The organism is Pseudomonas sp. fls2-241-R2A-110, from assembly GCF_030209165.1.
Lineage (GTDB): Bacteria > Pseudomonadota > Gammaproteobacteria > Pseudomonadales > Pseudomonadaceae > Aquipseudomonas.
The window spans coordinates 101,201-124,223 of record NZ_JARVSN010000024.1 but is presented as its reverse complement, the minus strand read 5'-3'; the positions used below and the strand labels follow the sequence as shown (position 1 = coordinate 124,223).

Sequence of the window (23,023 nt, the reverse complement as noted above, 5' to 3'; positions counted from 1 at the left end):
TCAAATCACAAAGCGCGCCACCATCGCATTCAAATTCACCGCAAGCCGCGACAGTTCATGGGTGGCAGCGCTGGTCTGGTTGGCACCGGCGGCGGACTGGGTGGCCAGATCGCGGATGTTCACCAGGTTGCGGTCGACTTCGCGGGACACCTGGGCCTGTTCTTCCGAGGCGCTGGCGATCACCAGGTTGCGCTCGTTGATCAAGTGGATCGACTGGGTGATCTGCTCCAGCGCGACACCGGCGGCGCGGGCCATTTCCAGGGTGCTTTGGGTGCGCTGATTGCTTTGCGCCATCGACGAGACCGCTTCACCTGTACCGTTCTGAATACCGGCGACCATTTTTTCGATTTCCTGGGTCGACTGCGCAGTGCGATGGGCCAGGGCCCGGACTTCGTCCGCCACCACGGCAAAACCGCGCCCGGCTTCACCGGCACGGGCGGCTTCGATGGCGGCGTTGAGTGCCAGCAGATTGGTCTGCTCGGCGATGGCGCGGATCACGTCCAGCACTTTGCCGATGTCGCGGCCCTGAGTGGCCAGGCCTTCGATCATCAGCGAGGTGTTTTGCACGTCGTGGGTCATGGTCTGGATGGCGTTGACGGTTTCCACCACACGGTCACGGCCTTCGCGTGCGGCCTGGGTCGACTGGTTCGAGGCTTCGGATGTCGACACCGCATTGCGCGCCACTTCTTCCACGGCGGCGGTCATTTCGTTGACCGCCGTGGCCGCTTGTTCGATTTCGTTATTCTGTTGCTGCATGCCCCGGGACGCTTCCTGGGTCACGGTACTGAGTTCTTCGGCGGCCGCGCCCAGCTGGGTCGCGGAACCGGCGATCTGTTCGATGGTTTTGCGCAGGTTGGCCTGCATCCCGGACAAGGCGCCAAGCAAACGGGCCGGTTCGTCTTGCCCATCGATTTCGATGACGGTGGTCAGGTTGCCACCGGCAATGGTCTGGGCCACCTGCAACGCGCGGTTCAGCGGCGAGACGATACTGCGGGTCAGCAGCCAGGCGAGCAATACGGTGAGCAGCGCAGCAATGACCGCCACCGCGACGATGCCGGTAATCGCGCTGCTGTAATGTTCGCCCGCTTCGACGGACGCCGATTTGGCATCGCTGTTGTTCAGGGCGACCAGTTTGTTCAACTGCTCGCCCATCTGATCGGTGCCGTCCTTGATCCGTGTATTGATCAAGGCACGCATCTCATCGAGCTTGTTCTGTCGCGACAGCTCCAGCATCTGATTCTGGGCTTGCATGTAATTGTCCAGCGTCGCCGTGAAGGTCTTGTACAGCGCAGCTTCTTCGGGGCTGGCGGGTAACGCGGCATAACTGGATTGCGCGGTACGCACCTTGTCGACCAGCGCACCGATACGGGTTTGCGCTTCCTGCAACGCGCTCGCGTCACGGTTGACCAACACCCGGAAGGAAAGGATGCGCAGGCGCAGAACGTTTTCGGTCAGGTTGCCCAGATAGCCGACACTGGGCAGCTGCGTGCTTTCCATGTCGACGGAAGCCTGGCGAATGACCGACATGCGGCTCACGGCGAATACACCCAGCCCGATCACGAGCAAGGCAATGAAGGCAAAACCCAGGAAAGCTCGAGGCGCGATATTCAGGTTACGCAGTGACATAGCAAGATACTCGGTGATTGAGGCTTCGAGCATCCATGCCGTGATCACTGAAGGGCGGGCGGTGGCGCGCGTTTTCAGTTTGGCGGCGCTGTTGTAATTGGTTTTTGCGCGCCTATTGGCTGTATCGGCAGGGGATGAGGTTTTTTGCAGGGGGCTGTCGAAAAATATTTCAAAACGTTTCACGTGCTTCGTCCATGAAACACTCAATAGCCAAAACCTGTAGGAGCGGGCTTGCCCGCGAATGCGGTGTGTCAGGCACCATTAATGTCACTGACGCGCCTTCTTCGCGGGCCAGCCCGCTCCCACAGAAATTGCACTTGCCTGACAGGTATTCGTCAGGCCTGGCGCGTCGCCATTCGCCATACTCGCGCGATATCGCTGGCACGATCGCGCAATAAGCGTGGCGCCTCGGCACACGCTTGCTCCAGCGTCATCGGCCCACTGGCCAAGGCAAACGCGGCATCGATGCCATGTTCGTACAGGTCCTGGTAACCCTCGCCCAAGGTTCCGGCGATGACAATCACCGGCACGCCCTGCTCCCGGGCAATACGCGCCACGCCGAACGGGGTTTTGCCGCGCAGCGTCTGGGCATCGAAACGCCCTTCCCCGGTGATGACCAGGTCGGCGCCCTTCACGGCTTCGGCCAGCCCGACCAGTTCGGCGACGACTTCCACGCCGGCCTTGAATTGCGCCTTCAGAAACGCCTTGGCCGCGAAGCCCAAACCACCTGCCGCGCCGCTGCCCGGTTCGTCCTTGACGTCTTTGCCCAATGCCTGGGCGCACAAGCGGGCGAAGTGTCCAAGAGCTGCGTCCAGTTGCTGCACCTGTTCGGGCGATGCTCCTTTTTGCGGACCAAAAATCGCAGAAGCGCCGTGGGGGCCGCACAGGGGATTGTTGACGTCGGCTGCAATGTCGAATTGCACCTCGCTCAATCGCGGGTCGATTTCACTCAGGTCGATGTGGGCCAGTTGCGCCAGCGCCAAACCGCCCGGCGCCAGCGTTTGCCCTTGAGCGTCCAGCAGCTTCACGCCCAATGCCTGCATCGCTCCGGCACCGCCGTCGTTGGTGGCGCTGCCGCCAATCGCCAGGATCACCCGTTGTGCCCCGGCGTCTAGCGCGGCGCGAATCAGTTCGCCAGTGCCGAACGTGCTGCTGGTGCAGGCATCGCGTTTGCCCGGCGCGACCAATTGCAGGCCGCTGGCCTCGGCCATTTCGATGATCGCGGTGTGGTTGTGCGGCAACCAGCCCCACGCGGCATCGACTGACACACCGAGCGGACCACGCACCGTGGTACGGCGCAATTGGCCTTCGCACGCCGCCAGAATCGACTCGACCGTCCCTTCGCCGCCATCGGCCATCGGACATTTGATCAGTTGCGCATCAGGCCAGACCTCAGCCAGTCCGAGCGCAATCGCGTCGGCCACACCCTGGGCACTGAGGCTGTCTTTGAACGAATCGGGGGCGATGACGATTTTCATGCGAATTCTCCAGTTCCAATGCGCTCCATGCTGCCAGCAGCCCCGGACAATAACGCCAGTCCGCTGCACAAGCGGGCATGACGATTATTGTTCATTTTCACAAAACCGTATTTTCCGACCCGACATCGATGTTGGCTGGTGGTCTGCCATCGCGAGCCTGCTCGCGATACCGTCCTCAAGATCGCCCCCATCCCAAAGTCATACACCTACGGAGCGTCGGTTTGCGGCAAAAGCTGAACACCCAGGTACAACGCCAGCATGCCATCCAGCTTCAGCGGATCAACCCCGCTCAGCTCGGCAATCCGCTCCATCCGATAGCGCAGACTGTTGCGATGAATCCCCAATGCATCGGCACACGCCTGGCTCTGCCCATCGTGCTCACACCAACTGCGCAAGGTCGCCAGCAACTGACCGTTACCGTCCTTGGCGATGACCTGGCGCAGCGGTTTGAGCAATTCATCCAGCGCATCGTCATTGCGGTGACGCCAGAGCATCACCGGCAGTCGATAACGGTTGAGCGTGAGCAAGCGCGAATGCGGCAACACATCGCGACCATAGGCCAGCAAGTCGCCGACACGCCGATAGCAACGGCGCAGCCCCGACAGTCCATCCGCCTGCCCGCCCACCGCAATGCGCAAAATGTTCCAGCCCAGGCCATCGAGTTTTTCCAGCAGTCGATCATTCTCGATTGTCTGGGTCGCCGGGCGGCACCACAGCAGCGAGGACTTGGCCGAACTCACGCACCAACTGTCCGGGTAACGCGAAGTCAGCCAGGCGCTGAGCGCCTCGACGGTTTGCCCCGGCCCGTGTTCCATGCCCAACTCGAACAGATAAGGCACCCGCGTCAATTGCGGCTTGAGCCCCAATTGCTGCGCCTCGTCCAGCAAACGCGGCGAATCCCCCGCCTCGCTCAACAGCAACGCCAGCAAATCATCGCAACGCTGACGCCGCCACTGCTGCTCGGCCTGCTGATTGCGCTGACCGACCAACATCTCGGCGGTCATACGCACAAGCTCGGCGTACGTGCGCAGTTGCTCGGGTTCGCCGGTGATGCCCAGCACGCCGATCAAGCGCTGATCGAGCAACAGCGGCAGGTTGATCCCCGGCTGCACGCCTTTGAGATGAATCGCCGTTTGCGCGTCGATTTCCACCACTCGCCCGTTGGCCAGCACCAGTTGCGCGCCTTCGTGGCGAGTGTTGATGCGCTCCGGTTCGCCGCTGCCCAGAATCAACCCCTGACTGTCCATGACGTTGACGTTGTACGGCAGAATGGCCATCGCCCGGTCGACGATGTCCTGGGCCAGGTCGTGATCGAGTTCGAACATAATGGGGATCCTTGAAAACGCTGGTAGGACGGTTGTTCAGCCGCACAGGGCTGGCTGATAAACCCTGTGCTCAGGCACAAAGACAACAACCATCAGGGTGGTCGAGACTCTCTGGGCGATCAACTTACCCGTTGCATCACAAAAAATCATAATAATGAGAGAGCCCGCCATGTCACAGAGCGCCGCCGCTACCCAGGCCATCGTTGACGAAAAAAACGCCGTCTACAAACGCATTACCCTGCGTTTGATCCCCTTCATCTTCATCTGCTACCTGTTCAACTACCTCGACCGGGTCAACGTTGGATTCGCCAAACTGCAGATGCTCGACGCGCTGAAATTCAGCGAAACCGTGTACGGCCTCGGCGCCGGGATCTTCTTCATCGGCTACGTGCTGTGCGGCGTGCCGAGCAACCTGGCGCTGACCAAATTCGGCCCACGGCGCTGGATTGCGCTGATGATGATGGTCTGGGGCTCGCTGTCGACCTGCCTGCTGTTCGTCACCACACCGACCGAGTTCTACACCTTGCGCCTGTTCACTGGCGCGGCTGAAGCCGGGTTCTTTCCGGGTGTGGTGCTTTACCTCTCGCAGTGGTTCCCGACCTTCCGCCGTGGCCGCATCATGGCGCTGTTCATGTCGGCGATCCCGGTGTCCGGCCTGCTCGGCAGTCCGTTCTCCGGCTGGATCCTCAACCACTTCGGCGCAGGTCAGGCCGGTTTGGCCGGCTGGCAGTGGATGTTCCTGTTGCAAGGCATCCCGACCGTGATCCTCGGTGCCCTCGCCTACTTCCTGCTCAGCGACAGCTACGCCAACGCCAAATGGCTCACACCGTTCGAGCGTTCGGTGCTGGAAGCCGACCACGCCGAGGACCTGGCCAACAAACCGAAAACCACCACCGACTCGCTGCTGGCCGTGTTCAAGAACCCGGCGATCTGGGCCTTTGGCTTGATCTACTTCTGCATCCAGAGCGGCGTCTACGCGATCAACTTCTGGCTGCCGTCGATCATCAAGAACCTCGGTTTCAGCGACAACCTGGTGATCGGCTGGTTGAGTGCGATTCCGTACCTGCTGGCGGCGGTGTTCATGTTGATGGTCGGTCGCTCGGCGGACCTGCGCAAAGAACGTCGCTGGCATTTGGTGGTGCCGATGCTGATGGGCGCGGTCGGTCTGCTGATCGCCGTGAACTTCGCCACGACGCCGGCCATCGCGATTCTCGGCCTGACCATCGCCACCATGGGCGCCCTCACCGGCTTGCCGATGTTCTGGCCGGTGCCGACGGCGCTGCTGAGCGCGGGTGCGGCGGCGGGCGGTCTGGCGTTGATCAACTCCATGGGGCAGATGGCGGGTTTCCTCAGCCCGTACCTCGTGGGTTGGGTCAAGGACAGCACCGGCTCGACCGATGCGGCGTTGTATCTGCTGGCGGGAGTGATTGTGTGCGGCAGCTTGCTGGCGCTGCGCATGACGCGAACGTTGCGGGTGTAATGATCGTACTAATAATCGTTCCCACGCTCCGCGTGGGAATGCATCAAGGGACGCTCCGCGTTCCAGCTCTCGATAGGGACGCGGAGCGTCCCGGGCTGCATTCCCACGCGGACGGTTCGACGCCTCGACGTGGGAACGATCTCGTCAAGCGTTCTGCGGATCGACGTTATCCAGCGCCCGGTTCACCGCCAACTCGCCCAGCATGATGATCTGCTGCAACGCCAGCATCTTGTGGCGCTGCGGCCCGTGCAACTCCCCGGCAAAATCACTCGCCATCACACTCGCCGAGGCCATGGACTCGCAGGCGTGAGCCAACAGGCTTTCCGAATCGATATCGGGTGCGATGAGGAACATCGTGCTGGGTTTTCTTGGGGGTGGTGCCTTGGCGGGATTGAGGTAATGGTCGAGAGCGCGGTCGGCGGCTTCGTTGAATTTTTTGGAATCGGTGGATTCGTAGGGGGAAACGTCGTCGGGGGCTGGTGGGTTGGGTGTTGGTTTGAACATAGTTGGAACTCCTAACAAGATAAAAGGAGCCATCACCCTCGCTACCAAACGAGTGGGTGGCGGCCATGCTCAGGTTGGTAGACCGGGCGTTAGGAAACCGGCGCGCCCGAAAGCGCCCTGCGCATGACCACCATAAAAATCAGAGACGAAAACTCTGAAAAAGGTGGTGCTGTGCACCTAACAATAATCCCGGGCTACCAAACCCCATCGCTGTTCTTCAGCGACGGGACAAACGATAAAACCCAGGCCCAAGGCGCACAAGCCGGCGGATTCTGGCGCAGTCGTAGGTAACGGCGCAAGGATGTGTAGTCTGAGAGAGTTTCTGAAGGTGTCAGTTAAACATTGCTGTTTATTACTCGCCTTTAGGCCGGGCGATTGCTGACGTTGTTCGATTACCGGCAAGGTAATCTGTGCCATTCATCTATTTTGCCCTCACCGGGTTCAAGTCTCGGAACGGGCCAAGGTGCTGAAAGCGTTCCTGCAAGAGCGCTGTCAGCGCCCTCTGTCGATAATTCAGATTGCTCCACACCGCCGTTCTGGTATTTGATTGAGGCTTTCTCCCACCGGTAAAAGGATTTCGTCATGAGTTATCGCACGCTGGGTCATTCGGGTTTACAGGTGTCGACCCTGACCTTGGGCACCATGATGTTCGGCGAACAGACCAGCACCGAAGATTCCCTGCGGATCATCGACAAGGCCTGGGACCAGGGCGTCAATTTCATCGACACGGCGGACGTTTACACCAACGGCCGTTCCGAAGAGATCGTCGGCGAAGCGATCGCCGGCAACCGCCACGAATGGGTGCTGGCAACCAAGGTCGGTTTTGGCCCGGTGGACGGCGTTCCGAACCGCAGTGGTTTGAGCCGCAAGCACATTTTCAACGGCCTCGACGCCAGCCTGACGCGCCTGGGCACTGACTATCTCGACATCTATTACCTGCACCGCGAAGACCACAACACGCCGCTGGAAGTGACGGTGTCGGCGATTGGCGACTTGATTCGTCAGGGCAAGATTCGTTATTGGGGCTTGTCAAACTACCGTGGCTGGCGCATCGCCGAGGTGATTCGTGTGGCGGATCAGTTGGGCGTCGACCGGCCGGTGATCAGCCAGCCGCTGTACAACATCGTCAACCGTCAGGTGGAAACCGAGCAGATCACCGCTGCGCACAATTATGGCCTTGGCGTGGTGCCTTACAGCCCGCTGGCGCGCGGCGTGCTCAGCGGCAAATATGCGCCGGACGTGAAACCCGATGCCAACAGCCGTGCGGGCCGGGCCGACAAGCGCATTCTGGAAACCGAATGGCGAGTCGAGTCGTTGCGCATTGCCCAGCAGATTCAGCGCTACACGCAGGAGCGTGGCGTGGGCATTGTCGAATTCGCCATTGCCTGGGTGTTGAACAACAGCGCCGTCACCTCGGCCATCGTGGGGCCGCGAACTGAAGAACAGTGGGATGCCTACACGAAAGCCCAGGCGGTGAAGATCACGGCCGAGGACGAGGCGTTCATTGATTCGCTGGTGGTGCCAGGGCATTCCTCGACGCCGGGGTTTAATGATGTCAGCCATTTCGTGTCGGGGCGCAAACCGCGCACGACTTGAGATTTATCGCGGGCAAGCCCGCTCCCACATGAGCTTTGCGTCGAACACAAATGCAGTGTCCCGCACAAAACCCCTGTGGGAGTGAGCCTGCTCGCGATAGCGGTCTGACATTCACTGGGATGTTGAAAATATCGATCACCCGGCCAATATTCAGCACAAAAAACACGTATCCTCTGCGCCCGTTTCACGTTCAACCTCGCGAGGGCAGTTTGTCTAAAGGTATCGCTTTATCGGTCTCGGCCTCTGTGCTGTTTGCCGTCATGTATTACTACACATCGTTGCTCGCTCCCCTGAGCGGCGTGGAAATTTTCGGCTGGCGCATGCTGCTGACCGTGCCCTGCATGACTGTGTTCATGGTGGTGTCCGGCGAATGGAAGCGCGTGATCGACATTTTTCGGCGCATTGCCAGCACGCCAAAATTGATGGCTGGCCTGATCGTCTCGGCGGCCCTGCTCGGTGTTCAGCTCTGGCTGTTCATGTGGGCGCCGCTTAACGGCTATAGCCTGGATGTGTCGCTGGGTTATTTCCTGTTGCCGCTGACCATGGTGCTGACCGGGCGGATCGCCTATGGCGATCGCCTCTCTTATTTGCAAAAAGTCGCCGTGGTGCTGGCCTGTCTCGGGGTGGTCAACGAGGTGTATCAGGTCGGTGGGTTTTCCTGGGCCACCTTGCTGGTGTGCATCGGTTATCCGCTGTATTTCATCGTGCGCAAGCGCTTGGCTGCGGACAACCTCGGCGGCCTGTGGCTGGACATGGCGTTGATGCTGCCGGTGGCGTTCTGGTTCGTGCAGAGTGGCGAGCAGGGTTTCGGCGTGTTTGATCAACACCCGTGGCTGTCGCTGCTGATCCCGATACTCGGGGTGATCAGCGCGTCGGCGCTGGTGGTCTACATCATTGCCAGCCGCTTGTTGCCCTTCAGCCTTTTCGGACTGTTGAGCTATGTCGAGCCGGTGTTGCTGCTTGGCGTCGCGTTGCTGCTTGGGGAAAGCATCAAGCCTGGAGAATGGCTGACCTACATTCCGATCTGGCTGGCGGTGGTGGTGTTGATGTTTGAAGGGTTCAAACACCTGGTCCGGCATCGCAAACCTTAAAGCCACACACAAAACAAATGTGGGAGCGGGCTTGCTCGCGAAGGCGTCGTGTCAGTCAACTCAGATGTTGAATGAACAATTGCATTCGCGAGCAAGCCCGCTCCCACAGGTTTAGCGGTGTGGCGGCTTACTCAGTGGCGAGCACGCCACGACGAACCTGATCACGTTCGATCGATTCGAACAGCGCCTTGAAGTTGCCTTCACCGAAACCATCATCGCCTTTGCGCTGGATGAATTCGAAGAACACCGGGCCCATCAAGGTCTCCGAGAAAATCTGCAGCAGCAGGCGCTTGTCGCCCGACTCGGACGAACCGTCCAGCAGAATCCCACGCGATTGCAGCTGATCAACCGGCTCACCATGGTTAGGCAAACGGCCTTCGAGCATCTCGTAATACGTTTCTGGCGGCGCGGTCATGAAGCGCATGCCGATGCTTTTCAGATGATCCCAGGTCTTGATCAAGTCATCGCTGAGGAAGGCCACATGCTGGATGCCCTCACCGTTGAACTGCATCAGGAACTCTTCGATCTGCCCCGCGCCCTTGGACGACTCTTCGTTCAGCGGGATGCGGATCATGCCGTCCGGCGCGGTCATCGCCTTGGACGTCAGCCCGGTGTATTCGCCCTTGATGTCGAAGTAACGGATTTCGCGGAAGTTGAACAGCTTCTCGTAGAAGTTCGCCCAGTAAGCCATGCGACCGCGATACACGTTGTGAGTCAGGTGGTCGATGATTTTCAGGCCAGCGCCGACCGGGTTGCGGTCCACGCCGTCGATGAACACGAAGTCGATGTCATAGATCGAGCTGCCTTCACCGAAACGGTCGATCAGGTACAGCGGCGCGCCGCCGATTCCTTTGATCGCTGGCAGGTTCAGCTCCATCGGGCCGGTTTCGATGTGAATCGGCTGGGCGCCGAGTTCCAGTGCGCGCTTGTAGGCCAGCTGCGAATCCTTGACCCGGAACGCCATGCCGCATACGGACGGGCCGTGCTCAGCCGCGAAGTAGGAAGCAACGCTGTGGGGTTCGTTGTTGAGGATCAGGTTGATCTGGCCCTGGCGATACAGGTGCACGTTTTTGGAGCGGTGGGTCGCGACTTTGGTGAAGCCCATGATCTCGAAGATCGGCTCCAGGGTGTTCGGGGTCGGCGATGCGAATTCGATGAATTCAAAGCCCATCAGGCCCATTGGGTTTTCGTATAAATCTGCCATTTTGGCGCCTCATCATTTTTTAGAATTAACGGAACGTTAGTCGCTAAGAATGCTGAAGCCGGCGGGTGGCGCGCAGGAGATGCCGCGCACACTGCGCGCGAGGAAGTCACCGTAGATCAATTGAAACCCAAAACTCTTCATTGTCGACCCAAGGCTCTTGCGGGCGAGGCTTCTGCTGCCAGAAGACGATTTATTATTGTATGCGTAACCCGATTCTACACAGCGTAAATAGGTTTGTCCGCCTTCTGTATCAAATCCCCTTTTTCCTCAACTGCGCAAGGGGTTTGTTGCACAGGAAAATCCCCGCCAGGATCAGCCCTCCTCCCAGGCACATCGCCAGCGTCATTTGCTCGTCCAGCAGCAGCGCACCGAGGATGACCGCTGTCAGCGGGTTCAAGGCGATGAACACCCCGGAACGCGTCGCGCCAATTTGGCGGATGCCGTCGTAATAGCCGATGTAGGCCAGCGCCGAACCTAAAACGCCCAAGTACATCAGGCTCAACCATTGTTGCGGGCCGAGGCTTAAGAGCACGTCGGCACTCAGTTCACCGCGCACGGCACTGGTCATCCACAGCATCGCCGTGCCCAGCAGAATCGAATACGTCACGGTCTGCACCGGCCCCAGCGTCTGGTTCAGCTCTTTGGAGCACAGCGAGTAAACGCCCCAGCCAAGCACGCAGCCGAAAATCAGCAAGTCACCAATCCAGGCATCGGCATTACCGGCCAACAGCAGTGGGTTTCGGCTGACAATCACCAGGCTCGCCCCGGCAATACAGATCGCAATGCCGGCGACTTTGGCTCGGCTCAAGCGTTCCTTGAACAGCAGCCACGATGCGAGTCCGATCACCGCAGGGTTCAGCGCGACGATCAATGACGCTCTTGAGGCGTTGATGTAATGCAGCCCATAAAAGAAGCACAGGTTGTAGAAGAAGATCCCGAAGAACCCCAGCAACGCCAATTGCAGCCACTGCTTGAGGCTCGGTTTGGCCAACGGCACGCGGGCCAATAGTAAAAACAACAGCAGCGCCACGCTGGCCAGCAGAAATCTCAGGCTGGCCGCGAATAGCGGGGTCAGGCTGTCGGCCAGAAACCGTCCGGCGACAAAGGTCCCGCCCCAGATCATGGTGACGGCGGCGAGCTTCAGGTAAACCGGCACGTCCGAAGACGTCGTTTGTGCGCAGGTAGTCATTGGACGTGGAACCTTGATCGGACAGATCACGTATCATTCGCCTAATGCACGATCATCGTAAAATGAGTAAAAGCTCATGACTCTGACTCAACTCGAGATTTTCTCGCTCGTCGCCGAACTGCGCGGATTCACGGCAGCGGCCAATCGGTTGGGGATTTCCCAATCGGCGGTCTCCCACGCTTTGAAGTCGCTGGAACAGGAATTGGGCGTCGAGTTACTCAGGCGACACCAGTCCCAGGTCGAATTGAGTGACATCGGCCAACAGCTTTTACTACGTGCCCGGGCGATGCTCGGCCTGGCCAACACCTTGCGCCAGGAAGCTGCCGATGCCCGTGGCATGAAAAGCGGCACCTTGCGCATCGGTTCATTTGGCCCGACCTCATCGATCAAACTGTTACCGATGATCCTGCAGCACTATCGCAGTGCCCACCCAGGCATTGAGGTGCACATTGACGAAGGTCCTGACCGCCAGGTGATTCAATGGCTCGAAGAGCGGCGAATCGATGTCGGTTTCGTGGTGTTGCCCGAAGACCGTTTCGACACCGTTATGTTGATCGAGGATCAGTTGGTCGCGTTGCTGCCCAATGATCACCCGCTGGCCAGCCGCGACAGCCTGAGCTTGAGCGACTTGTGTCACGACCCGTTCGTGCTGACCGAAGCCGGATCTTCGCAGCTGGTGTCACGCTTGTTCAGTGCAGCCAGACTCACACCGAACATCCGCTATCGCTGCTCGCAGTTGCTCAGCACCCTGGACACCGTGAGCCGTGGCGATGCCTTGACCGTTGTCGCCGAAGGTTCATTGCCCGACGACAGCGACGACCGCTACGTGAAAAAACCGTTGTCGCCCGCTGTCACTCGCCGGGTCGGGCTGGCGGTGCTCGACCAGCGCCAATCGTCGCCCGCGACATTGGCGTTTATCAAACTGGCTTCAAGCCTGAACAACCGTTGAGCGGCATAACCGCCGACGGCCATCTATCATGGCCGTTACCAGAACTCTTTTGGGAGGCGTGTCGTCGTCCTGCCAGCATTTGAGAGCCACACTTCACCGTCACAGGCTTCGCAAATGCCCCTGAACGTCAAAAGCCGCCGCAAACGCAGCAAACGTATCGCTGTCACCCTTTTGAGCGCGCTGCTCCCGATGGTGTTGGGTGTTGCCATCCTGTCCATGCAGGCGGAGCGTGCACTCAAGCACAGCTCCGGGCTCACAGCCGAAGAAGCCATTCGCCAATTCGAACTGATGCTCGACAACACGGCCCAGGCGGCGCAGGTCTTGCTGCCGCTGGCTGGCCAACCGTGCAATGACGTCAAGCTGGCATTGCGCGAACAGGTCACGCGCCGTCCATTCGTGCGCTCGACCAACCTGGTGTGGGACAACACTGTCTATTGCAGTTCGTTGTTCGGTGATTATCAGGAAAAGGTCAATCCGGGCGATTACACCCAGGGCAAGTTGTGGCTCATGAATGGCAACCCGGTGACTCCCGACACCGCGTTATTGGTCTATCGGCTCAACGACGGTGACCGGGGCGCATTGACGACCCTGGACGGTTATCACTTGAGCAATGTCTTGCGTTTGATTGGTCGCGAGACACAGTTGTTGCTGCAAGTCGGCCCCGACTGGTTATCCGAAGACGGCAAAGTTCACGAAACGGCCCTGCCCGCCTTACCAGTGGCAGAAAGCAAACTGACGTCTTCACGTTACGCGTTCACCGTCGCCGCCGGCTTCCCCGCAGGAGAAACCTGGCGCTACATGATTAGCGAATATCCGCCGCTGTTCAGTTTGCTGATCTTCTTCGGCGCGGTATTCGGTTCAATCGGGCACTTTCTGCAAAAGCGTTCATCATCCCCCAGCCACGAAATGCAGCGCGCGCTGGACGCGCAGGAGTTCGTTCCCTATTTCCAGCCGGTAGTGCATGGCGATACCAAAAAATGGTCCGGCGCCGAAGTATTGATGCGCTGGCATCATCCCAAGGAAGGCTTGGTGCGCCCGGACCTGTTCATCCCGTTCGCCGAGCATTCGGGATTGATCGTGCCGATGACCCGCTCGTTGATGCGACAGACCGCAGCGTTGCTGGCGCCGGTCGCCGGCTCGTTCGGCGCACCGTTCCACATCGGCATCAATATCACCGCCAGTCATTGCAAGGACCTGGAACTGGTTGACGACTGCCGGGAGTTTCTCGCTGTTTTTGCGCCAGGCGCGGTCAGACTGGTGCTGGAGTTGACCGAGCGTGAACTGATCGAGCCAATGCCCATTACGCTCCAGTTGTTCGAGCAGCTCCAAGCCTTGGGCGTGTTAATTGCGATCGACGACTTTGGCACCGGTCACTCAAGTCTCGGTTATCTGCGCCAGTTCAATGTCGACTTCTTGAAAATCGACCAAAGTTTTGTCGCGATGATCGGTGCTGATGCGCTGTCACGGCACATTTTGGAAAGCATTATCGAGCTCTCGGCCAAGCTTGACCTGGGCATAGTCGCCGAAGGCGTGGAAACCGAGGAGCAAAGTGATTATCTGACGGCTCACGGGGTGAACTTCTTACAAGGTTATCTGTTCGCCCGGCCAATGCCCGCCGCGCAATTCATTAATGCATTAAGCCACCGTTAACTAGCAGGGTTACGGGATGGGGCCACGAATCGACGCACCAAATTGAATCAAAAGATTAGTGTTGTTACATGAAGAAAAAGACAGGATTTACTCTTGGGCATTTAACTACTACAATTTTTCATGCCTGCTCAACATTGGCAGGTGAGCCACTTATCACCGAGTCGCTTCAAGGCTCTTGGCTTATAGCTTTGTTTGCGGTTGGTATCAGCCAAACACACTATTGGAGTAAAGATATTGTCCAGACTCGCTGAATTCCGCGCCGCCGAAAAGGCCCTTCAAGAACAGCTCAAGCAGCTGGAATCGCTGAAGAATGATGCCGGGCTCAAGAAAGAAATCGAATTCGAAGAAAAGCTCCAGGGGCTGATGAAAACCTATGGCAAAAACCTGCGGGACATCATCGCCATTCTCGATCCGAACCCGTCAAAAACCGGTCTGCAACAGGCAAAAGCGCCTAAAACCCGCCGCGCTCGTGTGGTCAAGGTTTATCAGAATCCGCATACCGGCGAGCTGATTGAAACCAAGGGTGGTAACCACCGTGGCCTGAAAGCCTGGAAGGAACAATACGGTGCCGCTACCGTTGATTCCTGGCTGCGCGGCTAAACACTCGCGCCGACACAAAGCCCTGCCTAGTGCAGGGCTTTTTTATGGGCCACCTGTAAAAGCAATGATTAGAAGGGCTTAACTCGCTACTTGGCCACCAACTTTGTGCTTAATCCCTTTGGGTATCTAAAAATTTCGGCTCACTCCAAAATCTGCTGTCTCGCAACACCTGTAACTAAAGTTTCAAGCTGTTACGAGTCGCCTCTATTTCATCCTGACTTGCCTTATAAGCGTCCGCCTGCCCCGCATAGGAAAGAACATAGGCCTTATCGGCATCCAGCGCGGCAACCAAAGTTTGCGACAGCACATGTCGACCGTTCTGGGTAATCGTGCAGGTGGTCTCCAACGCCGACAGCCGGCTCAAGGTCGCCGGGTGAATTTTGTTGCAGACGCTTTGATAGCCGCCTTGAAAGAAGTCCTTCTGCACTGATTTGCGCATTTCCAGCAACACGCCTTGCAGATTGACCTGATGACCGCGTTCGACTTGAGTCATGGTCAACTCCATCACCAACACCGGCGTACCTCCCTGGTCATTTTTTGCCGCGCGTTGGCGAGATACCGCAGTATTGGCCTCGTCATGCGCGACAGCCTCAACTGCCCAGCCCGTTGGCCAGCTCACTACAGGCGCTTCTGCGTGAGCGTTGGCGACTGCTGACAGCAGACAAAACAGGGCGCAGGTGAATTGACAGAATCGGATCATCGCAATGGACACTCACAAAATGAACCGTAAAGTCTGAGCCTCGTCCACCCGTCAGGCAATAGCAGACTGTTTGGGTTTGGTGATGTCTGAGCCCTTGCGTATCATTGTCGCCATTCGTTAGCCCCACTTATTTCCCGGAGGGCCCATGAGCCTGCACGAATTGAACACACTCCCTGGCGTGACTGCCCAACCTGACACTGCCACTCAGCAGTTTGTCTTCAACCACACCATGCTGCGCGTCAAGGACATCACCAAGTCGCTGGATTTCTACACCCGCGTGCTGGGTTTCTCGCTGGTGGAAAAACGCGATTTCCCGGAAGCCGAATTCAGCCTGTACTTCCTGGCGCTGGTTGATAAAAACCTGATCCCGGCAGACGCGGCGGCACGCACTGAATGGATGAAATCGATCCCCGGCATTCTCGAACTGACCCACAACCACGGCACCGAGAATGACCCGGATTTCGCCTATCACAACGGCAACACCGACCCACGCGGCTTCGGCCACATCTGTATTTCCGTGCCGGACATTCGTGCAGCTTGCGAACGCTTCGAAGCACTGGGTTGCGATTTCCAGAAACGCCTGAATGATGGTCGCATGAAGAGTCTGGCCTTTATCAAGGACCCGGATGCTTACTGGGTCGAGATCATCCAGCCGGCGCCGCTGTAAAACTCAGCGCAGATCCCCTCTGGGAACGATCAGTCAGCACAAAAAACCCCATGATCGCTCATGGGGTTTTGTGTTTTCAGCGTCGGGTTTTATGCCGGAGCCGAGGTGCGGATCAAGTGATCGAATGCGCTCAGCGAGGCTTTGGCGCCCTCGCCCACCGCAATCACGATCTGCTTGTACGGCACTGTGGTGACGTCACCGGCAGCGAACACACCGGGCATCGACGTTTCACCACGAGCGTCGACGATGATCTCGCCGCGAGGCGACAACTCGATGGTGCCTTTGAGCCAATCGGTGTTGGGCAGCAAACCGATCTGCACGAAGATCCCTTCCAATTCGACATTGCGCAACTCGTCCGACTGACGATCCTTGTAGCGCAGGCCATTGACCTTCTGACCATCGCCCAACACTTCAGTGGTTTGCGCACTAGTGATCACGGTGACGTTCGGCAGGCTGTGCAACTTGCGCTGCAAGACTGCGTCGGCGCGCAACTGAACGTCGAACTCCAGCAGGGTCACATGCGACACGATGCCCGCCAGGTCGATGGCCGCTTCGACGCCGGAGTTACCGCCGCCAATCACCGCCACCCGCTTGCCTTTGAACAGCGGACCGTCACAGTGCGGGCAGTACGCCACGCCCTTGTTGCGGTATTGCTGCTCGCCCGGCACGTTCATTTCACGCCAGCGCGCCCCGGTCGCCAGAATCACGGTCTTGGCTTTCAACGTCGCGCCACTGGCGAAGCGGACTTCGTGCAGCTCGCCGTTCTTGCCCGGCAGCAACTTGTCGGCGCGTTGCAGGTTCATGATGTCGACGTCGTATTGCTTGACGTGTTCTTCCAGCGCCACGGCCAGTTTTGGCCCCTCGGTTTCCTGCACGGAGATGAAGTTCTCGATGGCCATGGTGTCGAGCACCTGCCCGCCAAAACGCTCCGCCGCCACGCCGGTGCGAATGCCTTTGCGAGCCGCGTAGATCGCAGCTGATGCACCCGCCGGACCACCGCCGACGACCAGTACGTCAAAGGCTTCCTTGGCGCTGATCTTCTCGGCCTGGCGTTCGATGCCGCTGGTGTCGATCTTGGCGAGGATTTCCTCCAGGCCCATGCGGCCCTGGCCGAAGTTCACGCCGTTGAGGTAAACGCTTGGCACGGCCATGATCTGGCGATCATCAACTTCGGCCTGGAACAACGCGCCGTCGATAGCAACGTGACGGATGTTTGGGTTCAGCACTGCCATCAGGTTCAACGCCTGGACCACGTCCGGGCAGTTCTGGCAGGACAGCGAGAAGTAAGTCTCGAAGCTGAACTCGCCTTTGAGCGAGCGGATCTGTTCGATCACTTCTGCGCTGGCTTTCGAGGGGTGGCCGCCAACTTGCAGCAAGGCCAGCACCAGCGAGGTAAATTCATGGCCCATAGGGATGCCGGCGAAACGCAGACTGATATCGGCACCCGGGCGATTGATCGAGAACGATGGTTTACGCGCATCGTCACCGTTGTCGAGCAAGGTAATTTGGGTCGAAAGGCTGGCAACGTCTTTCAACAGTTCAAGCATTTCCTGGGATTTCGCACCGTCGTCGAGGGAGGCAACGATCTCGATCGGCTGGGTGACCCGTTCCAGGTACGATTTCAACTGGGCTTTTAGATTGGCGTCCAACATACGGGCGATTTCCTTTTTCGGAGACATAAAAAAACGCCCGAGCGAATCTCGCCCGGGCGTTTTATAGGGCGGTGCGGCTTACTTAGGTGCGGAAACCCGCCCTGATGATGCGATCCACAGACTTAGATCTTGCCGACCAGGTCCAGGGACGGAGCCAGAGTGGCCTCGCCTTCTTTCCACTTGGCAGGGCAAACCTGGCCTGGGTGAGCAGCGACGTACTGGGCAGCCTTGATTTTGCGCAGCAGCTCGGAAGCGTCACGGCCAACGCCGCCATCGTTGAGTTCAACGATTTTGATCTGGCCTTCAGGGTTGATCACGAAGGTGCCACGGTCAGCCAGACCGGCGTCTTCGATCAGCACGTCGAAGTTGCGGGAGATGGCATGAGTCGGGTCGCCGATCATGGTGTACTGGATTTTGCCGATGGCTGGCGAGGTGTTGTGCCAGGCAGCGTGGGCAAAGTGAGTGTCGGTGGAAACGCTGTAGATCTCGACGCCTAGTTTCTGGAACGCGTCGTAGTTGTCAGCCAGGTCTTCCAGTTCGGTCGGGCAAACAAAGGTGAAGTCGGCTGGGTAGAAGAACACGACAGACCACTTGCCTTTCAGGTCAGCGTCCGACACTTGTACGAAGTCGCCATTTTTGTAGGCGGTAGCTTTGAACGGTTTAACTTGGCTGTTGATGATAGGCATCGATGACTCTCCGTCGGGTTTGAAAAGTTGGTTTGAAAAGTTGATGAGGTGAATCCTACCCACTCGATCATCGCCTGGCTCATTGGCAAAGCTCATGCTGCTGATTGGTTTTCGCTATTAGCGGACAGTATTAATAGAAGAAAACGAAATCTAGAGCGTCAACGGCTTTTCAGTGAGTCTGGCCATCCCGAGAAACGGGCTCGCTTCAACATAGCGCATGGCCGACTTCATATCCTTCCAGCCCACGTAACTCATCAATGATTTCAGGTCCCAGCCGCTTTGGTGCGCCCAACTGGCAAAGCCGCGCCGCAGGGAATGGCTGGTGTAGTGCTCGGCGGGGATGCCGGCACGCTCCAGAGCCTGGCGCAGTAAAGGGATCACGCTATTGGCGTGCAAGCCCTCCTCGCTCAAATGACCCCAGCGGTCGATGCCGCGAAATACCGGGCCACGCACCAGCGCCGCTTCGGTAATCCATTGGATGTAGGCGTTCACTGGGCATAGCCGCTGCAGGGCCGGCGTCTGGTAAGTCTTGCCGAGGTTCTCGCGATCGCCTTTGCTGCGTGGCAAGTAGAGGGTGATGCCGGAGCCGGCACTGGCTTGCACGTGTTCGATCTGTACACGGCATAACTCATCGCTGCGAAAGCCGCGCCAGAACCCCAGCAGGATCAGCGCCGCGTCGCGTTTGGCGCGGAGCAATCCGGGTTGATCGTTTTGCGCCCTGGCGGTTTGCGCTTCCTGCTCCAGCCAGGCAACCACTTGCTCCAGATGCTGAAGCTGCAATGGCTCGGCCTGTTTTTCCTGTGCCGGGTGCAACGCACGGATGCCCTTGAAGACTTTGCGCACCACCGGGGCTTTGGTGGGATCAGGAAAACCCTGGCTGCTGTGCCATTGCGCCAGCGCGGACAGACGCAGCTTCAACGTGTTGATCGACAGCACGCCCGCATGAGCCACTAGGTATCGCGCCACGCTGTCGCTGGTGGCCGGCAGAAAACCACCCCAACTGACTTCGAAGTGCTCAATCGCCGCCCGGTAGCTGCGACGGGTGTTGTCGCGGGTGGCGGCTTGCAGGTAGCGATCCAGGTCAGTCATGGGCTCAATTCTCGAAAACGTACCGCGCTAGCGGGGTAAAACCAGCCGTATGGCGCATCACACGGGGTAATACCAGTATATCCCGTATGATCAAGTTACATTTTTAATCTTTTTCAATTGAATGGTACACTGCCAACTTTAGTGTTACGTACCACAGTACGAAATCGTAGGAGAACACATGGCTCGTGGCGGCGTTAATAAAGCAGTGGTACAAGCGGCACGCTTGGCGATCCTTGCACGCGGTGAAAATCCCAGCATCGACGCAGTACGGATCGAGATGGGAAACACCGGCTCAAAAACCACCATCCACCGTTATTTGAAGGAGCTGGACGACGGCAGCGAACGCGTCGAGACACCTTCGGAACCGATCGACGATGAGCTGGCTGGACTGGTTTCACGCTTGGCGCAACGACTGAAGGAAAAGGCGCAAGAACCCATCGACGAGGCACGCGCCCAGTTCGATCAGCAGCGTAAAGAGCTGGATATCCAGCTGACTGAAGCGCAACGGGCCAACACCGAATTGCATCAGCAATACGAGATTCAAAGCCTGGCGCTGACTCAGGAATCCGAGTCGCTGCAAGAAACCCGCGCCCTGCTGCAGACCGAGCAAACCCGCAACGCCGGCTTGAATCAGGCGCTGGCGGACTTCGAGTTGCGCCTTAAAGACAAGGATGAGCAGATCCGCTCACTGGAAGAAAAGCACCTGCACGCGCGCGAGGCGCTTGAGCATTACCGCAACGCCGTCAAGGAACAGCGCGAGCAAGAGCACAGTCGCCACGAAGGCCAGGTGCAGCAGATCCAGATGGAGTTACGCCAGGCCCAGCAAAGCGCCATGGTGCGCCAGGACGAAATCACCCAACTGCATCGCGACAACGAGCGCCTGCTCACCGAGAACCGTGGCACGCTGCGGGAGCTGGGACTGCTGCAGGATCAACTCAAGCAAACCAACAGCCGACAGGATCAACTGCTGGAGCAGGTCAATCGCATCGACAGCGAACGCACCCTCCTCCAGGAACGCTTGCGCGCCGCCCTGCTGGAAAGCCAATCACTGAAGCAGAACGTTGATGAGCAGTCGCAGATAAACAAAGGATTGGAAATCGAATTGCTCAAGACTCAGGCGAGTCTCGATGAAAGCCTGCGCCTGGCGGCTGTCGTTGCAACAGCGCCAGACGCTTCAGAGCCTCAAAAGAAAGATTAAGCGTTAACCGGTGTGCGCATGGTGACGAACTCTTCGGCGGCCGTTGGGTGCACACCAATGGTTTCGTCGAAGTCGCGCTTTGTCGCGCCCGCCTTCAAGGCAATCGCCAGGCCCTGAACGATCTCGCCAGCATCCGGCCCGACCATGTGGCAGCCCAGGACCTTATCGGTCTTGGCATCCACCACCAGCTTCATCAGCGTGCGCTCCTGGCAGTCGGTCAGGGTCAGCTTCATTGGACGGAAACGGCTTTCGAAGATCTGTACTTCGTGGCCGGCTTCCCGCGCCTCTTCCTCGCTCAGACCCACCGTTCCGATGTTCGGCAGACTGAACACGGCCGTCGGGATCATCTTGTAATCCACTGGACGATACTGCTCCGGCTTGAACAAACGACGCGCCACGGCCATGCCTTCAGCCAGGGCAACCGGCGTCAGCTGGACACGGCCAATCACATCGCCGAGGGCCAGGATCGACGGCTCTGTAGTCTGATACTGCTCGTCGACTTCGATGAAGCCTTTCTTGTCGAGCTTGACGCCCGTGTTCTCCAACCCCAGGTTATCCAGCATCGGACGTCGGCCGGTAGCGTAGAACACGCAGTCAGCCTCCAGCTCGCGACCATCCTTGAGCGTCACCTTCAGGCTGCCGTCGGATTGTTTATCGATGCGCTCGATATCGGAATTGAATTGCAGGTTCATGCCCCGCTTGGTCAGCTCTTCCTGCAAATGCTTGCGCACCGAACCGTCGAAGCCACGCAGGAACAGCTCACCGCGATACAACAACGTGGTCTCGGCGCCCAGCCCGTGGAAAATCCCGGCAAATTCCACCGCGATATACCCTCCCCCAACCACCACGACACGCTTGGGCAGCTCTTTGAGGAAGAAGGCTTGATTGGAACTGATCGCATGTTCGTGCCCGGGAATCTCCGGAATCTGCGGCCAGCCACCGGTAGCAATGAGGATGTTTTTGGCGGTGTAGCGCTCGCCATTGATCTCGACCGTGTTCGGGTCAACGATCCGGGCATGGCCTTCATGCAAGGTGACGCCACTATTGACCAGCAGGTTGCGGTAAATCCCGTTCAGGCGATTGATCTCGCGATCCTTGTTGGCGATCAGCGTTGCCCAATCGAACTTCGCTTCGCCCGGCGTCCAGCCAAAACCTGAGGACTGCTCGAAATCTTCGGCAAAGTGCGCGCCGTAGACCAGCAACTTCTTCGGCACGCAGCCGACGTTTACACAGGTGCCACCCAGGTAGCGGCTCTCGGCCACAGCCACTTTCGCACCAAAACCAGCGGCAAATCGCGCAGCTCGTACACCGCCGGAACCGGCGCCAATCACATACAGGTCAAAATCGTAGGCCATTTTCAATCTCCTCGGCAGGCAACCAGCATACCCGCAGACGTCCGTTGGGCAAGCGCTGCAAGCGTTATGGGGGCGGAAAATGAAAAAGCCACCCGAAGGTGGCTTTTCAATACAAGCAGGTCAGGCGCTAATCAGTAAGCCTTGCCAGTCTTGTAGAAGTTCTCGAAGCAGAAGTTGGTCGCGTCGATGTAGCCTTCAGCGCCACCGCAGTCGAACCGCTTGCCTTTGAACTTGTAGGCCATGACGCAGCCGTTTTGGGCCTGCTTCATCAGGGCGTCGGTGATCTGGATTTCACCACCCTTGCCTGGCTCGGTTTGTTCGATCAGGTCGAAGATGTCCGGCGTCAGGATGTAACGACCGATGATCGCCAGGTTCGACGGCGCGTCTTCCGGCTTTGGTTTTTCAACCATGCTGTGAACGCGGTAGATGTCGTCGCGGATCATCTCACCGGAGATCACACCGTATTTGTGAGTTTCTTGCGGGTCGACTTCCTGGATCGCGACGATCGAGCAGCGGAACTGCTTGTACAGCTTGACCATCTGGGTCAGGACGCCGTCACCATCGAGGTTGACGCACAAGTCATCCGCCAGTACCACGGCGAAGGGTTCATCACCGATCAGTGGACGACCGGTCAGGATCGCGTGGCCCAGGCCTTTCATTTCTGTCTGGCGGGTGTAGGAGAACGAGCAGTTGTCGAGCAGCTTGCGGATACCGACCAGGTATTTCTCTTTGTCGGTGCCCTTGATCTGGTTTTCCAGCTCGTAGCTGATGTCGAAGTGGTCTTCCAGAGCGCGTTTGCCGCGACCGGTGACGATGGAGATTTCAGTCAACCCAGCGTCCAGTGCTTCTTCGACGCCGTACTGGATCAGTGGCTTGTTTACCACCGGCAGCATTTCTTTGGGCATGGCTTTAGTCGCTGGCAGGAAGCGAGTACCGTAACCGGCTGCTGGGAACAAGCATTTCTTGATCATATAAGTCCTTGAA

21 protein-coding genes are annotated in these 23,023 nt (G+C 58.4%); 9 read left to right on the top strand and 12 right to left on the bottom strand.

What is annotated here, in order from left to right:
• The 3 genes from QRN31_RS20275 to QRN31_RS20265 form a co-directional block, all read right to left on the bottom strand.
• Positions 1 to 1,626 carry a methyl-accepting chemotaxis protein gene (locus QRN31_RS20275; RefSeq protein WP_285434063.1) on the bottom strand — a complete coding sequence of 542 codons (1,626 nt, stop codon included), beginning with the start codon at positions 1,624 to 1,626 and terminating at the stop codon, positions 1 to 3.
• Between the two features lie 335 nt (positions 1,627 to 1,961).
• Complete coding sequence (locus tag QRN31_RS20270) at positions 1,962 to 3,104, bottom strand: glycerate kinase (protein ID WP_285434062.1); 1,143 nt, start codon at positions 3,102 to 3,104, stop codon at positions 1,962 to 1,964.
• Positions 3,105 to 3,310: 206 nt separating this feature from the next.
• On the bottom strand, positions 3,311 to 4,429 hold the full coding sequence (locus tag QRN31_RS20265; RefSeq protein WP_285434061.1) for a sugar diacid recognition domain-containing protein: 1,119 nt from the start codon (positions 4,427 to 4,429) through the stop codon (positions 3,311 to 3,313).
• 169 nt (positions 4,430 to 4,598) lie between these two features.
• On the opposite strand from QRN31_RS20265, the gene QRN31_RS20260 reads away from it, so the two are divergent.
• Positions 4,599 to 5,909, top strand: coding sequence for an MFS transporter (locus QRN31_RS20260; RefSeq protein ID WP_285434060.1), 1,311 nt, complete (start codon positions 4,599 to 4,601; stop codon positions 5,907 to 5,909).
• Between the two features lie 144 nt (positions 5,910 to 6,053).
• Here the strand turns inward: QRN31_RS20260 and QRN31_RS20255 are convergent, their stop codons facing one another.
• Positions 6,054 to 6,413, bottom strand: coding sequence for a DUF6124 family protein (locus QRN31_RS20255; protein WP_285434059.1), 360 nt, complete (start codon positions 6,411 to 6,413; stop codon positions 6,054 to 6,056).
• Between the two features lie 582 nt (positions 6,414 to 6,995).
• Between QRN31_RS20255 and QRN31_RS20250 the strand changes: the two genes are divergently transcribed.
• Complete coding sequence (locus tag QRN31_RS20250) at positions 6,996 to 8,009, top strand: aldo/keto reductase (protein WP_285434058.1); 1,014 nt, start codon at positions 6,996 to 6,998, stop codon at positions 8,007 to 8,009.
• 209 nt (positions 8,010 to 8,218) lie between these two features.
• Complete coding sequence (gene rarD, locus QRN31_RS20245) at positions 8,219 to 9,100, top strand: EamA family transporter RarD (RefSeq protein WP_285434057.1); 882 nt, start codon at positions 8,219 to 8,221, stop codon at positions 9,098 to 9,100.
• A 127-nt stretch (positions 9,101 to 9,227) separates the two neighbouring features.
• On the opposite strand, the gene hppD is transcribed toward rarD, so the two are convergent.
• Both hppD and QRN31_RS20235 read right to left on the bottom strand, forming a co-directional pair.
• A complete protein-coding gene (gene hppD, locus QRN31_RS20240; protein ID WP_285434056.1) occupies positions 9,228 to 10,304 on the bottom strand; it encodes a 4-hydroxyphenylpyruvate dioxygenase in 1,077 nt (358 codons plus the stop codon).
• 250 nt (positions 10,305 to 10,554) lie between these two features.
• Positions 10,555 to 11,493 (bottom strand): DMT family transporter, encoded by a 939-nt coding sequence (locus tag QRN31_RS20235; RefSeq protein ID WP_285434055.1) that lies wholly within the window; start codon positions 11,491 to 11,493, stop codon positions 10,555 to 10,557.
• Between the two features lie 76 nt (positions 11,494 to 11,569).
• On the opposite strand from QRN31_RS20235, the gene QRN31_RS20230 reads away from it, so the two are divergent.
• The 4 genes from QRN31_RS20230 to QRN31_RS20215 all read left to right on the top strand — a co-directional run bounded on the left by QRN31_RS20230 (position 11,570) and on the right by QRN31_RS20215 (position 14,692).
• Positions 11,570 to 12,442 (top strand): LysR family transcriptional regulator, encoded by an 873-nt coding sequence (locus tag QRN31_RS20230; RefSeq protein ID WP_285434054.1) that lies wholly within the window; start codon positions 11,570 to 11,572, stop codon positions 12,440 to 12,442.
• Between the two features lie 114 nt (positions 12,443 to 12,556).
• Positions 12,557 to 14,092 (top strand): EAL domain-containing protein, encoded by a 1,536-nt coding sequence (locus tag QRN31_RS20225; RefSeq protein ID WP_285434053.1) that lies wholly within the window; start codon positions 12,557 to 12,559, stop codon positions 14,090 to 14,092.
• Between the two features lie 68 nt (positions 14,093 to 14,160).
• On the top strand, positions 14,161 to 14,343 hold the full coding sequence (locus QRN31_RS20220) for a hypothetical protein (RefSeq protein ID WP_208668044.1): 183 nt from the start codon (positions 14,161 to 14,163) through the stop codon (positions 14,341 to 14,343).
• Positions 14,327 to 14,692, top strand: coding sequence for a histone-like nucleoid-structuring protein, MvaT/MvaU family (locus tag QRN31_RS20215; protein ID WP_285434052.1), 366 nt, complete (start codon positions 14,327 to 14,329; stop codon positions 14,690 to 14,692). The genes QRN31_RS20220 and QRN31_RS20215 overlap by 17 nt, the downstream gene beginning before the upstream one ends.
• A gap of 175 nt (positions 14,693 to 14,867) precedes the next feature.
• On the opposite strand, the gene QRN31_RS20210 is transcribed toward QRN31_RS20215, so the two are convergent.
• A complete protein-coding gene (locus QRN31_RS20210; RefSeq protein WP_285434193.1) occupies positions 14,868 to 15,392 on the bottom strand; it encodes a DUF4946 domain-containing protein in 525 nt (174 codons plus the stop codon).
• 145 nt (positions 15,393 to 15,537) lie between these two features.
• Between QRN31_RS20210 and gloA the strand changes: the two genes are divergently transcribed.
• On the top strand, positions 15,538 to 16,059 hold the full coding sequence (gloA, locus tag QRN31_RS20205) for a lactoylglutathione lyase (RefSeq protein ID WP_285434051.1): 522 nt from the start codon (positions 15,538 to 15,540) through the stop codon (positions 16,057 to 16,059).
• Between the two features lie 89 nt (positions 16,060 to 16,148).
• Here the strand turns inward: gloA and ahpF are convergent, their stop codons facing one another.
• The 3 genes from ahpF to QRN31_RS20190 form a co-directional block, all read right to left on the bottom strand.
• Entirely contained in the window at positions 16,149 to 17,711 is a 1,563-nt protein-coding gene (ahpF, locus tag QRN31_RS20200) for an alkyl hydroperoxide reductase subunit F (RefSeq protein ID WP_285434191.1), read from the bottom strand.
• 122 nt (positions 17,712 to 17,833) lie between these two features.
• A complete protein-coding gene (gene ahpC / locus QRN31_RS20195) occupies positions 17,834 to 18,397 on the bottom strand; it encodes an alkyl hydroperoxide reductase subunit C (protein WP_046047429.1) in 564 nt (187 codons plus the stop codon).
• A gap of 150 nt (positions 18,398 to 18,547) precedes the next feature.
• Positions 18,548 to 19,486, bottom strand: coding sequence for a site-specific integrase (locus tag QRN31_RS20190; protein WP_285434050.1), 939 nt, complete (start codon positions 19,484 to 19,486; stop codon positions 18,548 to 18,550).
• A 178-nt stretch (positions 19,487 to 19,664) separates the two neighbouring features.
• Between QRN31_RS20190 and QRN31_RS20185 the strand changes: the two genes are divergently transcribed.
• Entirely contained in the window at positions 19,665 to 20,684 is a 1,020-nt protein-coding gene (locus tag QRN31_RS20185; protein ID WP_222586473.1) for a DNA-binding protein, read from the top strand.
• Here the strand turns inward: QRN31_RS20185 and gorA are convergent.
• The gene (gene gorA / locus QRN31_RS20180) at positions 20,681 to 22,039 is read right to left on the bottom strand and encodes a glutathione-disulfide reductase (RefSeq protein ID WP_285434049.1); all 1,359 of its coding nucleotides are present in this window, start codon (positions 22,037 to 22,039) and stop codon (positions 20,681 to 20,683) included. The genes QRN31_RS20185 and gorA overlap by 4 nt on opposite strands.
• Positions 22,040 to 22,170: 131 nt before the next feature.
• A complete protein-coding gene (galU, locus tag QRN31_RS20175; protein ID WP_090183531.1) occupies positions 22,171 to 23,010 on the bottom strand; it encodes a UTP--glucose-1-phosphate uridylyltransferase GalU in 840 nt (279 codons plus the stop codon).
• Positions 23,011 to 23,023 lie beyond the last annotated feature (13 nt).

Bases quoted from the DNA above. Each gene is read 5' to 3' on its own strand.
- gloA (WP_285434051.1), top strand. From the start codon at position 15,538: ATGAGCCTGCACGAATTGAACACACTCCCTGGCGTGACTGCCCAACCT.
- ahpF (WP_285434191.1), bottom strand. From the start codon at position 17,711: ATGTTGGACGCCAATCTAAAAGCCCAGTTGAAATCGTACCTGGAACGG.
- gorA (WP_285434049.1), bottom strand. From the start codon at position 22,039: ATGGCCTACGATTTTGACCTGTATGTGATTGGCGCCGGTTCCGGCGGT.
- QRN31_RS20185 (WP_222586473.1), top strand. From the start codon at position 19,665: ATGGCTCGTGGCGGCGTTAATAAAGCAGTGGTACAAGCGGCACGCTTG.
- ahpC (WP_046047429.1), bottom strand. From the start codon at position 18,397: ATGCCTATCATCAACAGCCAAGTTAAACCGTTCAAAGCTACCGCCTAC.
- QRN31_RS20275 (WP_285434063.1), bottom strand. From the start codon at position 1,626: ATGTCACTGCGTAACCTGAATATCGCGCCTCGAGCTTTCCTGGGTTTT.
- QRN31_RS20225 (WP_285434053.1), top strand. From the start codon at position 12,557: ATGCCCCTGAACGTCAAAAGCCGCCGCAAACGCAGCAAACGTATCGCT.
- QRN31_RS20235 (WP_285434055.1), bottom strand. From the start codon at position 11,493: ATGACTACCTGCGCACAAACGACGTCTTCGGACGTGCCGGTTTACCTG.
- hppD (WP_285434056.1), bottom strand. From the start codon at position 10,304: ATGGCAGATTTATACGAAAACCCAATGGGCCTGATGGGCTTTGAATTC.
- QRN31_RS20220 (WP_208668044.1), top strand. From the start codon at position 14,161: ATGAAGAAAAAGACAGGATTTACTCTTGGGCATTTAACTACTACAATT.
- QRN31_RS20210 (WP_285434193.1), bottom strand. From the start codon at position 15,392: ATGATCCGATTCTGTCAATTCACCTGCGCCCTGTTTTGTCTGCTGTCA.
- QRN31_RS20260 (WP_285434060.1), top strand. From the start codon at position 4,599: ATGTCACAGAGCGCCGCCGCTACCCAGGCCATCGTTGACGAAAAAAAC.
- QRN31_RS20230 (WP_285434054.1), top strand. From the start codon at position 11,570: ATGACTCTGACTCAACTCGAGATTTTCTCGCTCGTCGCCGAACTGCGC.
- QRN31_RS20270 (WP_285434062.1), bottom strand. From the start codon at position 3,104: ATGAAAATCGTCATCGCCCCCGATTCGTTCAAAGACAGCCTCAGTGCC.
- QRN31_RS20190 (WP_285434050.1), bottom strand. From the start codon at position 19,486: ATGACTGACCTGGATCGCTACCTGCAAGCCGCCACCCGCGACAACACC.
- QRN31_RS20255 (WP_285434059.1), bottom strand. From the start codon at position 6,413: ATGTTCAAACCAACACCCAACCCACCAGCCCCCGACGACGTTTCCCCC.
- galU (WP_090183531.1), bottom strand. From the start codon at position 23,010: ATGATCAAGAAATGCTTGTTCCCAGCAGCCGGTTACGGTACTCGCTTC.
- QRN31_RS20250 (WP_285434058.1), top strand. From the start codon at position 6,996: ATGAGTTATCGCACGCTGGGTCATTCGGGTTTACAGGTGTCGACCCTG.
- QRN31_RS20265 (WP_285434061.1), bottom strand. From the start codon at position 4,429: ATGTTCGAACTCGATCACGACCTGGCCCAGGACATCGTCGACCGGGCG.